The following is an 18,611-nucleotide window of genomic DNA, read 5'->3' on the forward strand; positions in this document are numbered from 1 at the left end:
CGTGTCTCCAGATGCTGGTTCAAATTGATACAGGGCATTCACCCCGGCTTGCCATGCTCGGTCTTGGAGCAATTAGTGTGCCATTTTGAGCATAGGCCCAACCCGCACAAAATCTGGGATGCCACAGAGCGGGCAGACCACAACTGCACCATTCTGAATCACGACAGAAACGTAACGCACCATTTTAGGTCTTTACAATCGGTCGTCTATGCCAGCCAGAACAAGCGGCAGCATTATAGGTTCACGCGCCCGTAACAGTACATGGGGCAGCGCAAAAAGAGCTGCGAAAAGCCCGCTTTCAGTCAAAGCGGCTACAACAAAGCGGTCATATTTCAGCCAAATAATTCATCACGCTTACACGGCAACTCAGGTATAATCGCGCCTCATTTTTGTACAAACTTTCACCAAGGCCTTTCTTGTGATCGAAAATCTCCGAAATATTGCCATCATCGCGCACGTTGACCATGGCAAAACAACTCTGGTCGACAAACTGCTCGAACAGTCCGGCACCCTGGAGCGCAACCAGGGCGGCGAACGTGTGATGGACTCCAACGACCAGGAAAAAGAGCGTGGTATTACCATTCTGGCGAAGAACACCGCCATTAAATGGAACGACTACCGCATCAACATCGTGGACACCCCAGGACACGCCGACTTCGGTGGTGAAGTGGAACGTGTTATGTCCATGGTGGATTCCGTGTGTCTGCTGGTTGACGCCGTTGACGGCCCGATGCCACAAACCCGCTTCGTAACCCAGAAAGCCTTTGAACGCGGCCTGCGTCCGATCGTTGTTATCAACAAGATCGACCGTCCGGGCGCCCGTCCTGACTGGGTAATGGATGAGATTTTCGACCTGTTCGACCGTCTGGGTGCCACTGAAGAGCAGCTGGACTTCCCGGTGATCTACGCCTCTGCGCTGAACGGTATTGCCGGTAACGACCCGGATGCCATGGCCGACAACATGGATCCTCTGTTCCAGATGATCGTTGACCACGTTCAGCCGCCAGCCGTTGACGTTGATGGTCCTTTCCAGATGCAGATTTCCGCTCTGGACTACGACAGCTATGTGGGCGTTATCGGTATCGGCCGAATCACCCGCGGCAAACTGAAGCCAGGCACCGACACCCAGATCATCGACCGCGAAGGCAAAGTGCGTAAGGGCCGTGTACTGGAAGTGAAAGGCTTCCACGGTCTGCAGCGCGTTCCAACCACAGAAGCCAGCGCTGGCGACATCGTGTGTATCTCAGGTGTTGAAAACCTGAACATCTCCGACACCCTGTGTGCTGTGGGTAATGTTGAAGCTCTGCCACCACTGTCTGTGGATGAGCCAACCGTTTCCATGACCTTCCAGGTGAACGACTCTCCGTTCGCCGGTAAAGAAGGTAAGTTCGTAACCAGCCGCAACATCAAAGAGCGTCTGGAAAAAGAACTGATCCACAACGTGGCCCTGCGTGTGGAAGACGGCGACAGCCCGGAAAAATTCAAAGTGTCCGGCCGTGGTGAACTGCACCTGTCCGTTCTGATCGAAAGCATGCGCCGCGAAGGTTTCGAGATGGGTATCTCCAAGCCGGAAGTGGTGGTGAAAGAGATCGACGGCGTTATGCAGGAGCCGTACGAGCAGGTGGTGATCGACATCGAAGAAGAACACCAGGGCTCAATCATGGAAGAGATGGGTAACCGTCGTGCCGAAATGACCAACATGGTGCCGGATGGCAAAGGCCGTGTTCGTCTGGAGTTTATCGCTCCGGCCCGTGGTCTGATCGGTTTCCGTGGTCAGTTCATGACCCTGACCTCAGGCTCCGGCATTCTGACCAACATCTTCGACCATTACGGTCCTATCCAGACCGCCCTGACTTCTACCCGTCACAACGGTGTTCTGGTGTCCATGGTGGCTGGTAAAGCACTGGGCTACGCCCTGTTCACCCTGCAGGAACGTGGTCGTCTGTTCATTGGTCCACAGACCGAAGTGTACGAAGGTATGGTGATTGGTCTGCACAGCCGTGATAACGACCTGGTGGTTAACCCAACCAAGGCCAAGCAGCTGACCAACGTGCGTGCCTCCGGTACTGACGAAGCCATCGTACTGACTCCGCCGGTACGTCACACACTGGAACAGGCTCTGGAATTCATCGAAGACGACGAACTGGTAGAAGTAACTCCTGTCAGCATTCGTCTGCGCAAAAAACTGCTCACCGAAAACGAGCGTAAGCGTTCGAAGAAAGCCTGATCCCCGCAGTGAAACAAAAAAGCCGGCCAATGCCGGCTTTTTTGTTGCTGTCAGGCGAAAGGGCTGGCAGCGGCGCCAATAGACGTTATTCTGTGTTCAAAGGACTAACAGAGAGGCGTCCATGCGCAAGACCCTGCTGTTGCTGGCAACCCTGCTGCTACCGGGTTTCGCGTCGGCCACGACGCTGATTGCCGGATGTGGAAACTCCATCCCACCCTACGTTCTGCCCCAGAATGACCGCGGCATGGCGCTGGATGTGTTGCGTCACGCACTGGCCACTCAGGGCTATCAGCTCGACTTCAGCTACGACTCCAACGCCAACAACGTCAAAGCCTTTAACGCCGGCAAGATCGACATCACCTGCATCAGCAACTCGGCCACCTCGCCCGACGCTTACTTTTCTGCGCAACCACTCATGGTACTGCACAATATGGCGATATCGCTGGCAGAAAACGGTTCAGGTTTGGCATCCATCAACGACCTGTCGAACTACCGTGTGATTGGTTTCAATCTGGCGCACAAATTTCTGCCCGCCCCTTATGCCGACGCCGTCAGCAAAAGCCCTGAATACAAAGAAGAAGCCGAACAGATCAAACAGGTGGAAGCCCTGTTCCGGGGAACAACCGATGTGATCGTCATGGATCAGACCGTGTTCCGCTACTTCCTCAGCAAACTGCGCCGCAGCAATCCATCCGACAGCAGCCTGCGCCGCGAGTACCGCTATTCCAATCTGTTTCAGCCCACCTATTACTACGCCAGCTTTCACTCAGCCGCGATCCGCGACGCCTTCGACGATGGCCTGAAAATCCTCAAAGACAGCGGTGACTATGAAAAGCTGATGGCGGGCTATGACAAAATGCTGGCCGACTATCTGTTCCGCTGATCCGGCGTAAACAACGACCATAAAAAAACCCGGCATGGCCGGGTTTTTTTATTCGCTCAGTGCAGGACTCAGATATCGTCCATGGACTTCAGCGGGTAGTTAGCCGGGTATGGCAGACGCGCCACGCCGGTTTCTACCGCAGTCTGAGCAACGGCTGCCGATACGGCGCCCAGCAGACGGGTATCAACGGCCTTCGGGATGATGTACTGACGACCGAATTCCAGAGAATCCAGACCGTAGGCATCCAGCACTTCCTGAGTGACCGGCTCTTTGGCCAGACCAGCCAGCGCTTTGGCAGCGGCCAGTTTCATTTCTTCGTTGATGCGACGGGCGCGAACGTCCAGAGCACCACGGAAAATGAACGGGAAGCCCAGAACGTTATTCACCTGGTTCGGGTAGTCGGAGCGACCGGTGGCCATGATGGCGTCCGGACGGGCTTCGGCTACGATTTCCGGCATGATTTCCGGAACCGGGTTAGCACAGGCGAAGATGATCGGGTTTGGAGCCATACCCTTGATCTGCTCACCGGTCACCATGTTCGGACCAGACAGACCCAGGAAAATGTCAGCGCCTTCCAGAGCATCATCCACAGTGCGCTTGTCGGTTTCTACCGCAAAGGCCTGCTTGTACTGGTTCAGGTCGGTACGGCCAGCGTGAATCACGCCGTTACGGTCGCACATGAAAATGTTCTCAGGCTTCATGCCCGCCAGAATCAGCAGCTTGGAGCAGGAGATAGCCGCAGCACCGGCACCCAGTACGCACATTTTGGCGTCTTCGATTTTCTTACCAACAATTTCCAGCGCGTTCAGAGCACCGGCGACGGTTACGATCGCGGTACCGTGCTGGTCGTCGTGGAATACCGGAATATCACACTGTTCGATCAGGGTGCGTTCAATCTCAAAACACTCTGGTGCTTTGATGTCTTCCAGGTTGATACCACCGAAGGTGATCGCAATACGACGTACGGTATCGATAAAGGCTTGCGGGCTCTCAGACTCAACTTCGATGTCGATGGAGTCTACGCCGGCGAAGCGTTTGAACAGCAGGCTCTTGCCTTCCATTACCGGCTTGGAGGCCAGTGGGCCCAGATCGCCCAGACCCAGAATTGCGGTACCGTCAGAAATGACGGCTACCAGATTGCCCTTGGATGTGTACTTGTAAGCGTTCTCAGGATCCGCAGCGATTTCCTTGACCGGCTCAGCAACACCTGGGCTGTACGCCAGGGAAAGGTCACGGGAAGTCTTGGCTGGTTTAGTCAGTTGCACGCCGATTTTGCCCGGCTTAGGGAACTGATGGTAATCCAGAGCTGCTTGTTTTAAATCTTGTGACATAGTGCTCATCCAGTCTCGTCGCGTTTTTAAAAGCCGACTGTGCAACATCGTCCAGAACACAGGGGGCTGAGGGTCGTACTTTCTACCAAAAACCTATTGCCTTTTCCACACAATCCGTGGACAGAAGCCCCAGAAACCTGCGTCAGATCAGGTCTGCGGATATAAAGGCACAAGCATTGTGACCCTGAGGCCGGGAGTGTGATTCACTGCCCGCACATTGCCCTCGTGTAATTCAACAATGCGTTTCACCAGCGCCAGGCCAATACCATAGCCACCCGCCGCATGATCGCGCGCCGGATCAACCTGGGTGAAAGGGGCAAAAATACGTTCGCGTTCTTCTTCCGGAACGCCCGGTCCCTGATCCTGCACCCAAAGCTCAGCGTGGCCGGCACTGATGGTCACCCCGGCTTTCAGCTGAGCGCCGGCCGGCGAAAAGCGGATGGCGTTGCGCAGCAGGTTGTCGAAGGCGCGTTCCATCAGCATCCAGTCCCAGCTCGCTTTGATTTTTTCGTCCGGCAGTTCGGTGGCCAGCGTTAACTGCTTATTGCTGATTTCCAGCTCGGCATCCAGCAACCATTCTTCCACTTCGTGGCGCACGGTGCGCTCGTCGGCCTGCAGCTGACGACTGTCGGTCTGCTGCAGACGTGCCAGATCGAGAATCTGCGCCACCAGCCCATCGACCTGCCCTACCGCACGCTCGATGCGGTCGTGCTCGGCGGCGAGCAGACCCTGCTGATCTTTTTTGCGGGCAATGCCCAACGCAATCTGCAGGCGGGTCAGCGGCGAACGCAATTCATGCGAGACGTCGCGCAGCAATTGCTGATGACTGTGCAGCAGCCGCTGCAGTGCACCGGCCATGTCGGTCACCTCGGTCGCCAGCAGGCCAATCTCATCGTGACGGTACAAATCGCGGCGCAGACCGGACACGTCAAAATTACCGGCCGCCAGCTGACGCACGGTTTTCTGCAGACGCCGGATCGGCCGGGTCAGGCTCCACACCAGCACGAAACACAGCAGGGTGACCACCACCACCATGGCCGCCGGCACCAGCCAGCGGTCTTCGTTATCCAGTACGCTCTGCCATTCCTGACGGGCAACCGCCATGTACAGATAATCCTGCCGCTGCAACGGCCCTATGATCAGCCAGCCGTCGTTTTGCCCCCACAGCACGGCGTCGGCGTCTTCTGCCTGATCGACGAACTCTTCCAGATCGTGTGGCAACTGACTGAGCATATCCACCGGCACCGCCACCAGATTCCAGCCAGGACGCACCCGGCGCCAGAGCTTACGGCCTTCGGCGATGATCGGCCGCTGGGTGTCCATCATGCGCACAAGGTGCAGGGTTTCCGCCTGACTGGCCGGGCGGAAGTAATCGTCCTCGATCCATTCATTGGTGAGCACAGCGGCCCACATGGCGATGAAAATGACCGCCCAGAACCAGAGGAAGATTTTAAAAAAGAGAGAGCGGTACCAGCGCATGAGTCCGCTCAGTTGGCCAGCATGTAGCCGCGGGAGCGGACCGTTTTGATCCAGTCAGAATCGTCCGTACGACGGCCGAGTTTTTTGCGCAGATTACTCACGTGCATGTCGATTGAACGGTCGTAGGCCATGAGTTTGCGGCCCAGTGCCGCCAGCGACAGGGTGTCTTTGTCGACCAGTTCGCCGACGTTTTCCATCAGGCACTGCAACACTCCGAATTCAGCGCCGGTCAGCGGCAGTTCTTCACCACTCAGGGTAACCACGCGCTTACCTGTGTTCAGCTGTAATTCGCCAATGGTCAGAATACCGGCCGGGCTTTTCGGCGCCTGCTCGGCCACCACTTCGATGCGGCGGAACAGGGCTTTGATGCGCGCCACCAGCTCGTGGTGATGGTAAGGCTTAGGAATGTAATCATCAGCGCCGTGCTCAAGGCCGAGCACACGGTCCACGCTCTCGCCACGGGCGGTGAGCATAATCACCGGAATATTCGATTCCAGGCGCACGCGTTTCAGCACTTCAAAGCCGTTCATTTTCGGCAGCATGACGTCGAGCAGCACCAGATCGTACTGGCCACTGAGCGCGGCCTTCAGGCCCGCTTCGCCATCCTGCACGGCGGTCAGCTCAAAGCCTTCCATCGACAGGTATTCCTGCAGCAGTTCGCCCAGTTCGTAATCGTCATCAACCAGCAGAATAGATTTCATGCGTACCTCCAATCACACCAGTCTAGCGCCGCGCCTGCGCCGGCCGCACTGGTTTTACCCTTCTTTGCCAATTCCGGCAGAAGCTGAAAATTCCGTTCAGTGATCCAGCAGCGTGGCAATCCAGCGGGTCTGCGGCCGGGTTTCCAGTGCGATCTTCACCACCATGGTCAGCGGAATCGACAGCAGCATACCCACAGGGCCCAGAATCCAGCCCCAGAAAACCAGCGACAGGAACACCACCAGCGTCGACAAGCCCAGAGAGCGCCCCATCAGCCGCGGCTCAACGACGTTGCCGAAAATCATATTCACCGCCACATAAACCCCGGCGGTCATCAGGGCAACACCAGGCCCGAGCTGAATGAGGGCAATCAGTACCGCCGGCACCGCCGCAATAATGGAGCCGATATTCGGAATATAATTCAGCAGAAAAGCCACCAGGCCCCACAGCGCCCAGTAGTCGACGCCGATCAACGCCAGCACCAGCGCCACACTGACGCCAGTCCCCAGACTGACCAGGGTTTTGATCATTAAATATTGCTGCACTGAGCGCGAAAAACGGCCGAAATGTTCGAACGCCTGCGTGTCTTCGCCGAAGGCCCGTTTCACTTTCTGCGGAAAGCCCGAAGCCTCCAGCAGAATAAACACCACGGTGAATAAAATCAGGAAGGTATTGGTGAGTACGCCGCCGAGTCCGTTAAAGACAGACGCCACGGTTTTCATCACCACGCCGGGATTCACGTATTCACGGATCACATTGTCCGCCACTTCAACGCCCATGCTGCGCAGCCAGGTGACGCCGTGTGCTGTCAGCGCCTGCAATTTCTGCTCGTACAGCGGCATGTCGCGGTAAAACGCATTCAGCGTGGTACCGACAAACGACGCCAGCACAGTGCCTAGCAACAGAAAGCCCAGCACCAACAGCAGCACCGCCAGCACCTGCGGTACCCTGTGATTGGTCAGCCAGTGCAGCAAGGGGGCGCTGAGCACGGCAATAAAGACCGCCAGTAAAAAAGGCACCAGCATAGCCGCCGCGAGTTTGATGCCGGCAATAACAACCACGGCCGCCGCCGCGCTGACCAGCAGGTTTTCGGCAAGATGGTTTTCCGAAGCCATAACAAAATCCCTGAACGCGATCCCTGAGCACAATGCCAGAATACAACACGCGCACCATACACCAGTGCACAGACAGGTTCGAGCGTGCCGCTTGGCAAGGTGGCGCAGCCTATGTATTATCCGCCGCCTGATCGCGGAAGTGGTGAAATTGGTAGACACACTGGATTTAGGTTCCAGCGCTTCACGGCGTGAGAGTTCGAGTCTCTCCTTCCGCACCAACCTTTGTCAGCCGGTACCCGGATGACGCCAGCTACAGGAAGCGGACCATGCCCGGCCTTCTCATCCTGTTGGTCTTCCTGCTGATCGGCAGCCTGCTGCAAAGCTTTTTCTCTCTGCCTGTTCCTGCGTCGATTCTCGGCATGCTGCTGTTGCTGATCGCCCTGATGGTGCGCGGCAAAACCCCGCAACATCTGACTGACATCACCCGCACCCTGTCGCCGCTGCTGCCCTTATTTCTGATTCCGGTCAGCGTCGGTATCGTCACCCAGAAACACCTGTTAGCCGAGCACGGCCCCGAGCTGCTGGTGATTCTGCTGGTCAGTCTGATTCCCGGTGCTCTGGTGTGTGCGCTGATTATGCGCGGAGGGAAAAACGGATGATGAACCAGCTGCTGCAATTACCCCTGTTCTGGGCGGCACTGACCATCGCCGCCTTTATTGCCGGTCAGCAACTGTACCGCCGCACCGGCAACAACGCTTTTTTACCGCCCATCCTGACCGGCATTGCCCTCGTCGTGACCACGCTGGAACTGAGCGGTGCGTCGTACACCACGTATATGGAAGGCGGACAATTTCTGCATCTGATGCTCGGCCCTGTGGTCGTGATGCTGGCCGTCCCTCTGTATCAGTATCTGCACACCATGCGCCGTCAGTGGCTGCGCATCGCACTGGCGGTCACGCTGGGCAGCGGCACCACAGTGGCCTGCGCCGTTGTGCTGACGCATATCTGGATTGGCGACGACGCCATCACCCGCACCATGTACGCGAAGTCGATCACCACGCCGGTGGCGGTGGCCATCAGCGAACAGGTTCACGGAATCAGTGCACTGGCGTCGGCCTTTGTCATCATTACCGGTATTCTTGGTGCGCTTGTGATCCCACCGCTGTTAAAAGCCACGCGGATGGATGACCCTCAGACGCTGGGACTGACACTGGGCATCTGCGCTCACGCCATTGGTACCAGCCGCGCGATGGAACTCGGACCGCAACAGTCTGCCTATGCAGCCATGGCGATGACCTTAACGGCAACGCTGCATGCACTGGTTCTGCCCTGGGTGGTATAGGCAGGAGCGGATCTAACTTCTATCGTTAAGGATGAACGTTAATCAGGACGATGTATGGCCCGGCAATTGCGACTCTTCTGGCTGCCCCTGACCTGTATTCTGGTGATCATCAGTCTCACCGGCTGCCTGACGCTCTACATCCGCTCCCTGTATCAGGAACAGCAGCATCTGGATGATCTGGCCGGTGTGCTCAGTGCCGCCAGCGACCGCAAGATGGCCGGCGATCTTCTGCTGCGCAGCCCGTATCTGCTGGTGCAGATAGCCCTACAGGACGACCGCAAACAGCTGTCTTTCGAATTCCCGTCATCGCCGTTTATCAGAAACGGCGACCTCAGCCGCGCCATCAATGGCGAATCCGGCTGCGATCGCTACGACATCAACGGTGAAGATTACGTCGCCTGCTACCGCCCCACCGACAACGGCCGGGGTCTGGTGGTGGCGCGCTCGCTGAGCAACATCAATCAGTATTTCCTGGAAAGCCTGGGGCTGGTGATGCTGTTTGAATTCCTGCTGTTGCTGATCTGCTACGCGGGTTTTTATCACCTCACCGCGCCGCTGCGCGAACGGGCTCGGCAGCGCATTCTGGAAGACAACCTCGGCTGGGAGCACATGAGCGGCATCGCCCTGCTGCTCAGCCCGCGCCAGTTTCTGCTGGAAACCAGCCCGGGCTTCACCGCGGCCTTTCATCTGGACGCCGGCGAGCGCATGCAGAAACTACTGCCGGAAGAAGAACAGGTGCGCGTCACCAGCTACCTGCAGCAAGCCATCGACAGCAACACTATGGTCGACTTTGAATGCACGCTGGTGTCGCGTGACGGTGATGAAAGCCGCTGGGCCATGCACGCCCGCCCCTGGTTCGTGGACGAAGAACACTACCTGCTGGTCACCGGCGACGACATCAGCAAACGCCATTACATGGAGCAGGAACTGCGCTCTGAGCAGCAGCGCGTAAATGCCTATTTCAATGCCATGCAGACCTTGCTGGTGATCTGCGATATCACCGGCCGTATTCAGCGCGTCAACCAGCCGGTGATAAGCCTGCTGCACATGGACAGCAAGCAACTGACCGGCCAGCCGCTGGAATTTCTGTTGCCACGTTCGGCCATCGACCGCCTGCACAGCGACTGGGAGCGCCTGCTGAATACCCACGACGACCACGTCGCGACCGACTTCCCGCTACTGGCCGCTACCGGCCGCGAATCCATCATCAGCTGGCGCATGACACGCTTAGAGGCCACCGCGCAGGAACCGGGTGCGGTGCTGCTGGCGGGTCTGGATCTGACCGAGCTGGTCGCCAACCAGCGCGCGCTGGAAACCGCCAACGTACGCATCCGCGAAACACTGGAACAGGCCGAGCAGGCGAACCGTTCCAAGTCGGTGTTTCTGGCCAATATGAGTCATGAAATCCGCACGCCGATGAACGGCATTCTCGGCGCCGCCGAGCTGCTGCTCGACTCATCCATGAATGACGATCAGCGCCACTACCTGAACATCATTCACAGCTCATCCCATGTGCTGCTCGACATCATCAACGACATCCTCGACCTGTCGAAAATCGAATCGGGCAAGCTCGAGGTTGAACACATCAGCTTCGACCTCAACGAGCTGCTGACCAACGTCTATCAGCTGTTCAATGAACCGGTCCGACGCAAGGGACTGTCGTTGATTTATTACTACGATGGCAGCCTGCCGGCGTTCTGGCTGGGGGATCCGAAGCGGGTGCGGCAGATCATCACCAACCTGCTCAGCAACGCGCTGAAATTCACCGAAAAAGGCCGCATCGAATTGCGCGTCACCGGCGAGCAGAGCGACGACCGCAGTTATCGCCTGCAACTGGCCGTGCGCGATTCGGGCATTGGTATTCCGCAGGAAAAACAGGATCAGATCTTCGAAGCCTTCCGTCAGGCCGACAGCAGCACCAGCCGCCGCTACGGCGGCACGGGTCTGGGGCTGACCATCAGCCGCCGTCTGGCGCAGGCGATGGGGGGCGATATCGAGGTGACCTCGACGCTCGGTGAAGGCAGTGCGTTTACCCTGATGCTGCCACTGCACGAAGGCACTCACGTGGTCAGCGCCACCCGCACCACCAGCCGCGCACCGCAACTGAGCGGCAAGGTGCTGCTGGCCGAAGATAATCTGGTGAATCAGAAAATTACGGTGCGCATGCTTGAGCGTTTAGGGCTGAAAGTGACCACGGTCGCCGATGGCGAGCAGGCCATCACCGCGGTGATCGGCGGCGACTTCGATCTGATTCTGATGGATGTGAACATGCCGGTCATGGACGGCATCACCGCCACCGAACGCATCCGCGATTTAAGCAGCAGTAAACGGTCGATTCCGATCATTGCCCTGACCGCCAACGCTATGCTCGAAGACCGCCAGCAGTGTCTGGCGGCGGGCATGAACGGCTTTATCAGCAAGCCGTTACGGATGGAGGAATTGTCGATCGCGATCAGCGATGTGCTGGGTCAGGACTCCATGACCTCGGCCTGAAAACGGCCGGCCAGATATTCCTGCGCCAACGCTAAAGCGGCAATGGCGCGTCCTTCGGTGCAGTCAGCGCGGGCAAACAGCGCCGGCAACTCACTCAGTTTCCACGGTACCAGCTCCAGCGGCTCTGGCTCATCGCCTTCAAGTTTCGATTCGTACAGATCGCGCGCCAGCACCACGTGAATGCCGCCGCTCATGTAGCTCGGCGACAGACTCAGATTCTTCAGATAAACAAACTCCCGCGCACCAAAGCCGATCTCTTCCTGCAGCTCGCGGTTACAGGCGTCGCGCAGCCGTTCGCCCAGATCAATCGCCCCTTTTGGCAGAGTGAGGGTGTAATCTTCGACGCCGCCCCCATATTCACGGATCAGCGCGATGGTATCGTCGTCCAGCAGGGCAACTATCATGACCGCGCCATTACCGCCCGGCACCAGGCGTTCGTACGTACGTTCAACGCCGTTGCTGAAGCGCAGGTCAAACGACTCGACGCGGAACAGGCGGCTCTGGGCCACGATATGACGCTGCAGAATCTGTGGTTTTTTATGCATAACAGGCCTGATTTAATAGTCACTCTCGTCCGGAGTATAACCCTATGAGCCTGCCCGACTGGCAACAAATCGACACTGTGCTGCTGGACATGGATGGCACCCTGCTCGACCTGCACTTTGACAACTATTTCTGGCTCGACCACCTGCCGGCGGTGTACGCGCGCCATCATGGTCTGAGCGAAGAGGAAGCCCTGGCCGAGCTGAACAAAAGCTTCGTCGGCCTGAAAGGCACCCTCGACTGGTACTGTCTGGATTACTGGACCGAACTCACCGGTCTGCCCATCGCCGAGCTCAAGCGCGATGTGCAGGACAAGATCGGCTTCCGCCCGCACGTGCAGGATTTTCTGGCGCGCCTGCACGCGCTCGGCAAACGCACAGTGATCGTCACCAACGCCCACCGTGACAGCGTCAACCTGAAGATGGAGCGCACCGGTCTCGACCGGCTGGTCGATCGCGTGATCAGCTCCCACGATTACCGTGAACCGAAAGAAAGTCAGGCATTCTGGAACCACCTGCAGCGCGATGAAGCCTTCGATCCGGCACGCACCCTGCTGATTGATGACAGCCAGGCTGTGTTAGAATCCGCGGCCCGCTGGGGGGTGCGCTGGTTGCTGACGATTTATCATCCCGACAGCCAGAAAACGCCGAACACCGACAGCCGCTTTCCGGGCATTCATCATTTCGATGAGCTCAAGCTCTGAACCGCGGGCAGGCCGGAGACACTATGACCGACACCAACGACAAGATCCGCCTCGACAAATGGCTGTGGGCCGCGCGCTTTTTCAAAACCCGGGCGCTGGCCAAAGCCGCCATCGAAGGGGGCAAAGTGCATTACGATGGCCAGCGCACCAAGGTCAGCAAGGCACCTGAAATCGGCGCCAAACTGACCATACGCCAGGGCTTCGACGAAAAGACCGTGATCATCACTGCGTTGTCAGACCAGCGCCGCGGCGCACCGGAAGCGCGCCTGTTGTACGAAGAAACGCCGGAAAGCATTAAAGCCCGCATGGACGACGGCGAACGCCGCCGCATTCTGCGCATGACCATGCCGGTGCCCGACCACAAGCCGAACAAAAAAGAGCGCCGCGATATGCGCCGCTTTGAAGAACAGAATCAGGATTACTGACCATGACCCAGAACACCCGTGACGCGCTGCAGCGCTTCAGCTTCGACGACACCGACATCCGTGGCGAAATTGCGCTGCTGGACAGCGCCTTCGGAGAAGTGATCCGCCGCCACAGTTACCCGGCCGTGGTATCCAGGGCACTGGGCGAGCTGATGGCCGCCACCGCGCTGCTCAGCACCACACTGAAATTCGCAGCCCGCCTGACCCTGCAGATCCGTCTGCCGGGCAACGTGTCGTTACTGCAGGCAGAAACCAACGAACAGGGTCAGCTGCGCGGTATCGCCCGTTACGACGAAAACGTCAGCGACGACGAACTGAATTTCACCGACGGCTCCATGGTGATCACCATCGAACCGGAACAGGGGCAGCGCTATCAGGGCATCACGTCCATTAACGGTGGCAACGTGGCCGCCGCGCTGGAAGATTACTTCGCCCAGTCCGAACAACTGCCAAGCCGCTTCTGGCTGTTCAGCGACGGCAAAACCGCCGCGGGCCTGATGCTGCAGAAAATGCCAACACCGGTTGGTAAAGAAGAAGACGCCGATGCCTGGGACCGCGTCTGCCATCTGGCGTCGACCGTGCGTGAAGACGAAATGCTGGGTCTGCCAACCGAAGAAGTACTGCACCGCCTGTTCAATCAGGAGCAGACCCGCGTGCATCCGGTCAGCCCGCTGAGCTTCTCCTGCACCTGCTCCAAGCCACGCACCGCCAGTGCCCTGATGCAGCTCGGGTATGACGAACTCATGGAAGTGATAGCCGAGCGCGGCAAGATCGATATCACCTGCGAATTCTGTCAGCAGAACTACGTGTTTGATAAAGCGCAGGTGGACGAACTTTTCCCGGAGAGACACCCGCACTGAGTGGCGGCCTGATCAGGGTTTAATCAAAGGCTATTACCCCAATAGAGAATCCTTCTCAGGTGTAAATCTGAGGGGGCTTAGCGTTTGATCAATTTTCTGGCATAATCGCGCGCCTTTACTTTTGGATTCGCCCGACGTTATCCCAGGGCGGCACGAAGAACTTTCGGATATGGCCAAAAGCCGTACGAGCATAACGAGGACCCACCCGGGCACAGATATGAGTACTGTTTACACTGATTTATCGACACCGTTCCTGGTAGAACAAGCCATTCTGCGTGGCGAAGGCGAGCTGCAGGACAACGGTGCGCTGGTTGTTAAAACCGGTAAGCGTACTGGCCGTTCTCCGATGGACAAGTACATCGTTGAAGAGCCAAGCAGCAAGGACGCCATCGACTGGGGCAACATCAACCGTCCGTTCGATGCCGACAAATTCGACGCCCTGTGGGATCGTGTAGAAGAGTACCTGGCCCAGCACGACAGCTTCGTGTCTCAGGTTCACGTGGGTTCTGACCCGCAGCACTACCTGCCAGTGAAAATGATCACCCAGACTGCCTGGCAGAACCTGTTCGGCCGTAACCTGTTCATCCTGCCGGAAAGCTACAACCCATCCGACAAAGAAGAGTGGACCATCCTCAACGTATCCGGTTTCGAATGCGTACCTGAGCGTGACGGCACCAACTCTGACGGTTGCGTGATTGTGAACTTCGCCCAGCGCAAAGTGCTGCTGGCTGGCATGCGTTACGCCGGTGAAATGAAGAAAGCCATGTTCGGCGTGCAGAACTTCCTGCTGCCAGAGAAAGACGTGCTGCCAATGCACTGCTCCGCTAACGTGGGCGACAACGGCGACACCTGTCTGTTCTTCGGTCTGTCCGGTACCGGTAAAACCACTCTGTCTGCAGACCCTGAGCGTTTCCTGATTGGTGACGACGAGCACGGCTGGGGCAAAGGCACTGTGTTCAACATCGAAGGCGGCTGCTATGCCAAGACCATCGATCTGTCACAGAAGAACGAACCTATCATCTGGAATGCGATCAAGTTCGGCGCCATCGTTGAAAACGTGGTCATCGACGCGCAATCCCGTAAAGCCGACTACACCGATGTCAGCCTGACTGAAAACGGTCGTTGCGCTTACCCGCTGTCTCACGTCGAGAAGCGCGTTCTGGAAAACATGGCTGGCGAACCAAAAGCCGTGATCTTCCTGACCTGTGACATGAGCGGCGTACTGCCACCAGTGTCCATCCTGACCAAAGAACAGGCGGCTTACCACTTCCTGTCCGGTTACACCGCACTGGTTGGTTCTACCGAAATGGGCGGCGTGAAAGGCCTGAAATCGACCTTCTCTACCTGCTTCGGTGCGCCATTCTTCCCACGTCCAGCCGGCGAATACGCTGAACTGCTGATCAAGCGTGTGACTGAATTCGACTCTCAGGTTTACCTGGTGAACACCGGCTGGACCGGCGGTCCATACGGCGAAGGCGAACGCTTCAGCATCCCGGTAACCCGTGCTGTGATCTCTGCAATCCAGAACGGCAAACTGCGCGGCGTTGAAACCGAGACTGTACCTGTGTTCAACCTGCTGGTACCTAAGTCTCTGGAAGGCGTCGACAGCGCACTGCTGAACCCACGCAACACCTGGGCAAACCCAGAGAAGTACGACGAAGCCGCCAAAGCACTGGCTGCGCAGTTCGTTGCTAACTTCAAGAAGTACGACGTATCCGACGCCATCGTGGCCGCCGGTCCTCAGCTGTAAGCGCTGAATGTCGATAAAAACGGGAGCTCAGGCTCCCGTTTTTTTTGCCCGTTTTCACAACGCACACCACCTGTCGTGAGCCCGGCCGCCAAGTCCGTTATACTCAGGCGCAGCTTTTTTCGTTTTACCCGTCTGAGAGTGTTATGAGTCACGAGTCTATTGGTTTCCGCATTGCTGAAGAACTGAACATCCGCCCGCAACAGGTATCCGCCGCCGTTGCCCTGCTCGACGAAGGCGCCACCGTGCCCTTTATCGCCCGTTACCGTAAGGAAGTGACCGGTGAGCTGGACGACAGCCAGCTGCGTACGCTGGAAGAACGTCTGCGTTACCTGCGCGAGATGGAAGACCGTCGTCTGGCGATTCTGAAAAGCATTGAAGAACAGGGCAAACTGAGCGCCGAGCTGAAAGGCGAGATTCTCAAAGCCGACACCAAGACCCGCCTCGAAGACCTGTACCTGCCGTACAAACCCAAGCGCCGCACCAAAGGCCAGATCGCCATCGAAGCCGGTCTGCTGCCACTGGCCGACGCACTGCTGGGCGACCCGACCCTGAATCCGGACGCCGAAGCCGAAAAATTCCTCAACGCCGAACAGGGCGTGGCTGATGCCAAAGCCGCTCTGGATGGCGCCAAATACATTCTGATGGAACGCTTCGCCGAAGACGCCAACCTGCTGGCCAAGCTGCGCGACTTTATGCAGAAAGAAGCCACGCTGTCTGTGCGCGTGGTGCCGGGTCAGGAAGGCATTGGCGCTAAGTTCGCCGACTATTTCGAACACGATGAAGCGCTGAAAAACGTACCGAGTCACCGTGCACTGGCCATTCTGCGCGGCCGCAACGAAGGCGTGCTGAGCTTCTCGCTGGTCACCGGCAATCCGGAAGACAAACTGGCCGCCAGTCCGTGCGAAGCCATGATCGCCGAACAGTTCGGCATCAAAAACGAAAACCGTGCCGGTGACCGTTGGCTGAACGAAGTGGTGAAGTGGACCTGGCGCATCAAGCTGCTCACGCATCTGGAAACCGAGCTGATGAGTGACGTGCGCGAACGCGCCGAAGAAGCCGCCATCAAGGTGTTCGCCGACAACCTGAAAGACCTGCTGCTGGCCGCACCGGCGGGCCGCAAAGCCACCATGGGCCTCGACCCGGGTCTGCGTACCGGGGTGAAAGTCGCTGTGGTGGATAACACCGGCAAAGTGGTCGACTACGCCACCATTTACCCGACGCCACCGCAGAACCGCCTGGCCGAATCTGCAGCCGTACTTAGCGCGCTGATCGCCAAACACAACGTCGAACTGATCTCCATCGGTAACGGTACCGGCTCACGTGAAACCGACAAGTTCGTCGCCGATATGATCAAAGCCCAGCCAGCGCTGAAAAATGTGCAGAAAGTGATGGTGAACGAAGCCGGTGCATCGGTTTACTCAGCGTCTGAACTGGCGGCGAAAGAATTCCCCGACCTGGACGTAACCATCCGTGGTGCTGTATCCATCGCCCGTCGTCTGCAGGACCCGCTGGCCGAGCTGGTGAAAATCGAGCCGAAATCCATCGGTGTTGGCCAGTACCAGCACGACGTTAACCAGAGCCAGCTGGCGCGTTCACTGGACGCCGTGGTGGAAGACTGTGTGAACTCGGTGGGTGTCGATCTGAACACCGCCTCGGTGCCGCTGCTGACCCGCGTATCCGGCCTGAACCCGACACTGGCTTCCAACATCGTCGCCTTCCGCGATGCCAACGGCGCGTTCCAGTCACGTAAAGACCTGCTGAAAGTACCGCGTCTGGGCGACAAAACCTTTGAACAGGCCGCCGGCTTCCTGCGCATTATGAACGGCAAAAACCCGCTCGATGCCTCCGCCGTGCACCCTGAGTCCTACCCCGTGGTGGAAAAAATCGCCCACGAATTTGCCCGTGATGTGTCCAGCCTGATCGGCGACAGCGCGCTGCTGAAATCCGTGAACGCAGCGAAATTCGCTGATGAAAAAACCGGTGAAATCACCATCCGCGACATCGTCAGCGAACTGCAGAAACCGGGCCGCGACCCACGTCCGGAATTCAAATTCGCTGAGTTCAAAGACGGCGTTGAAGACATCAAAGACCTGCAGCCGAACATGGTGCTGGAAGGCGTGATCACCAACGTCGCCGCCTTCGGTGCGTTTGTGGATATCGGCGTGCATCAGGACGGCTTAGTACACATTTCTGCGCTGTCGGACACCTTCGTCAAAGACCCGCGTGACGTGGTCAAAGCCGGCGACATCGTTAAGGTCAAAGTCATGGAAGTGGACGTGGCGCGTAAGCGTATTGGCCTGTCCATGCGCATGAGCGACGACGCCAATGAACAGGCGGCCGGACGTGTGGCGGGCGAGAAGCCACAACGCAACGGTCAGCGTGCCAACGGTGCCCCTAACCGCAACAGCTTCGGCGACAAAGCCCCGGCGCAGGGCGCTATGGCCGGTGCTCTGGCGGCGGCCTTCGCTAAAGCCAAAAAGTAAACATCCAAAATTGATAGGATTATTACTCAGTGTTACTTTCACGGTTCACTTTTTAAGGAAAATACCGTGAAAGTAACTGGCCTTTTATCATGCGCATTATCCGTACTTGTTGTAACGGGCTGTGCAGCCACTGCCGATGTATTCCCGGTATCCACTGACAAGCAAGCTTGGATATACATTCAAGAGGCGGGTGTCATGTCTGATTTTGACGCCCATTCAATGTACTACTGCGAGAAGACGCTCGTACAAGCTGAATGCCGTAAAGCAACAATCGAAGATCGTTAGGGTACCCATATCTGATATCAGAAGAGCGAACAATGAATACCACCAACCTTACT

Annotated in this window: 15 protein-coding genes and 1 tRNA gene; 11 read left to right on the plus strand and 5 right to left on the minus strand. The window is 57.5% G+C overall.

Going from position 1 to position 18,611, the window contains the following annotated elements:
- Positions 1-418: 418 nt before the first annotated feature.
- Positions 419-2,227: a translational GTPase TypA gene (typA, locus tag ACQUQU_RS15530; protein WP_430460613.1), complete on the plus strand. Its 1,809-nt coding sequence runs from the start codon at positions 419-421 to the stop codon at positions 2,225-2,227.
- 121 nt (positions 2,228-2,348) lie between these two features.
- Positions 2,349-3,110: a substrate-binding periplasmic protein gene (locus tag ACQUQU_RS15535; protein ID WP_430460614.1), complete on the plus strand. Its 762-nt coding sequence runs from the start codon at positions 2,349-2,351 to the stop codon at positions 3,108-3,110.
- 68 nt (positions 3,111-3,178) lie between these two features.
- On the opposite strand, the gene ACQUQU_RS15540 is transcribed toward ACQUQU_RS15535, so the two are convergent.
- From ACQUQU_RS15540 to ACQUQU_RS15555, 4 genes are all read right to left on the minus strand, one after another.
- The gene (locus ACQUQU_RS15540) at positions 3,179-4,441 is read right to left on the minus strand and encodes a malic enzyme-like NAD(P)-binding protein (RefSeq protein WP_430460615.1); all 1,263 of its coding nucleotides are present in this window, start codon (positions 4,439-4,441) and stop codon (positions 3,179-3,181) included.
- A 147-nt stretch (positions 4,442-4,588) separates the two neighbouring features.
- On the minus strand, positions 4,589-5,920 hold the full coding sequence (locus ACQUQU_RS15545; RefSeq protein WP_430460616.1) for an ATP-binding protein: 1,332 nt from the start codon (positions 5,918-5,920) through the stop codon (positions 4,589-4,591).
- Between the two features lie 8 nt (positions 5,921-5,928).
- Positions 5,929-6,621, minus strand: coding sequence for a response regulator (locus tag ACQUQU_RS15550; RefSeq protein ID WP_430460617.1), 693 nt, complete (start codon positions 6,619-6,621; stop codon positions 5,929-5,931).
- Between the two features lie 96 nt (positions 6,622-6,717).
- Entirely contained in the window at positions 6,718-7,734 is a 1,017-nt protein-coding gene (locus ACQUQU_RS15555; RefSeq protein WP_430460618.1) for an AI-2E family transporter, read from the minus strand.
- Positions 7,735-7,867: 133 nt separating this feature from the next.
- Between ACQUQU_RS15555 and ACQUQU_RS15560 the strand changes: the two genes are divergently transcribed.
- From ACQUQU_RS15560 to ACQUQU_RS15575, 4 genes are all read left to right on the plus strand, one after another.
- Positions 7,868-7,952, plus strand: a tRNA-Leu gene (locus ACQUQU_RS15560).
- Between the two features lie 48 nt (positions 7,953-8,000).
- Positions 8,001-8,333: a CidA/LrgA family protein gene (locus ACQUQU_RS15565; protein WP_430460619.1), complete on the plus strand. Its 333-nt coding sequence runs from the start codon at positions 8,001-8,003 to the stop codon at positions 8,331-8,333.
- Positions 8,330-9,016 carry an LrgB family protein gene (locus tag ACQUQU_RS15570; RefSeq protein WP_430460620.1) on the plus strand — a complete coding sequence of 229 codons (687 nt, stop codon included), beginning with the start codon at positions 8,330-8,332 and terminating at the stop codon, positions 9,014-9,016. The genes ACQUQU_RS15565 and ACQUQU_RS15570 overlap by 4 nt, the downstream gene beginning before the upstream one ends.
- A gap of 54 nt (positions 9,017-9,070) precedes the next feature.
- The gene (locus ACQUQU_RS15575) at positions 9,071-11,509 is read left to right on the plus strand and encodes an ATP-binding protein (RefSeq protein ID WP_430460621.1); all 2,439 of its coding nucleotides are present in this window, start codon (positions 9,071-9,073) and stop codon (positions 11,507-11,509) included.
- Here ACQUQU_RS15575 and nudE read toward each other — a convergent pair.
- Positions 11,485-12,054: an ADP compounds hydrolase NudE gene (gene nudE, locus ACQUQU_RS15580; protein ID WP_430460622.1), complete on the minus strand. Its 570-nt coding sequence runs from the start codon at positions 12,052-12,054 to the stop codon at positions 11,485-11,487. The two genes, ACQUQU_RS15575 and nudE, sit on opposite strands and share 25 nt — an antisense overlap.
- A 44-nt stretch (positions 12,055-12,098) precedes the next feature.
- On the opposite strand from nudE, the gene yrfG reads away from it, so the two are divergent.
- The 5 genes from yrfG to ACQUQU_RS15605 all read left to right on the plus strand — a co-directional run bounded on the left by yrfG (position 12,099) and on the right by ACQUQU_RS15605 (position 18,273).
- Complete coding sequence (gene yrfG, locus ACQUQU_RS15585; protein WP_430460623.1) at positions 12,099-12,755, plus strand: GMP/IMP nucleotidase; 657 nt, start codon at positions 12,099-12,101, stop codon at positions 12,753-12,755.
- A 23-nt stretch (positions 12,756-12,778) separates the two neighbouring features.
- Positions 12,779-13,180 (plus strand): ribosome-associated heat shock protein Hsp15, encoded by a 402-nt coding sequence (hslR, locus tag ACQUQU_RS15590; RefSeq protein WP_430460624.1) that lies wholly within the window; start codon positions 12,779-12,781, stop codon positions 13,178-13,180.
- 2 nt (positions 13,181-13,182) lie between these two features.
- On the plus strand, positions 13,183-14,040 hold the full coding sequence (gene hslO, locus ACQUQU_RS15595; RefSeq protein ID WP_430460625.1) for an Hsp33 family molecular chaperone HslO: 858 nt from the start codon (positions 13,183-13,185) through the stop codon (positions 14,038-14,040).
- 217 nt (positions 14,041-14,257) lie between these two features.
- Positions 14,258-15,790, plus strand: a complete 1,533-nt coding sequence (locus tag ACQUQU_RS15600) for a phosphoenolpyruvate carboxykinase (RefSeq protein WP_430460626.1) — start codon at positions 14,258-14,260, stop codon at positions 15,788-15,790.
- A gap of 143 nt (positions 15,791-15,933) precedes the next feature.
- The gene (locus ACQUQU_RS15605) at positions 15,934-18,273 is read left to right on the plus strand and encodes a Tex family protein (protein WP_430460627.1); all 2,340 of its coding nucleotides are present in this window, start codon (positions 15,934-15,936) and stop codon (positions 18,271-18,273) included.
- Positions 18,274-18,611: the final 338 nt, after the last annotated feature.

This window comes from Thalassolituus sp. LLYu03, from assembly GCF_050507655.1.
Classification (GTDB): domain Bacteria; phylum Pseudomonadota; class Gammaproteobacteria; order Pseudomonadales; family Oceanobacteraceae; genus Venatoribacter.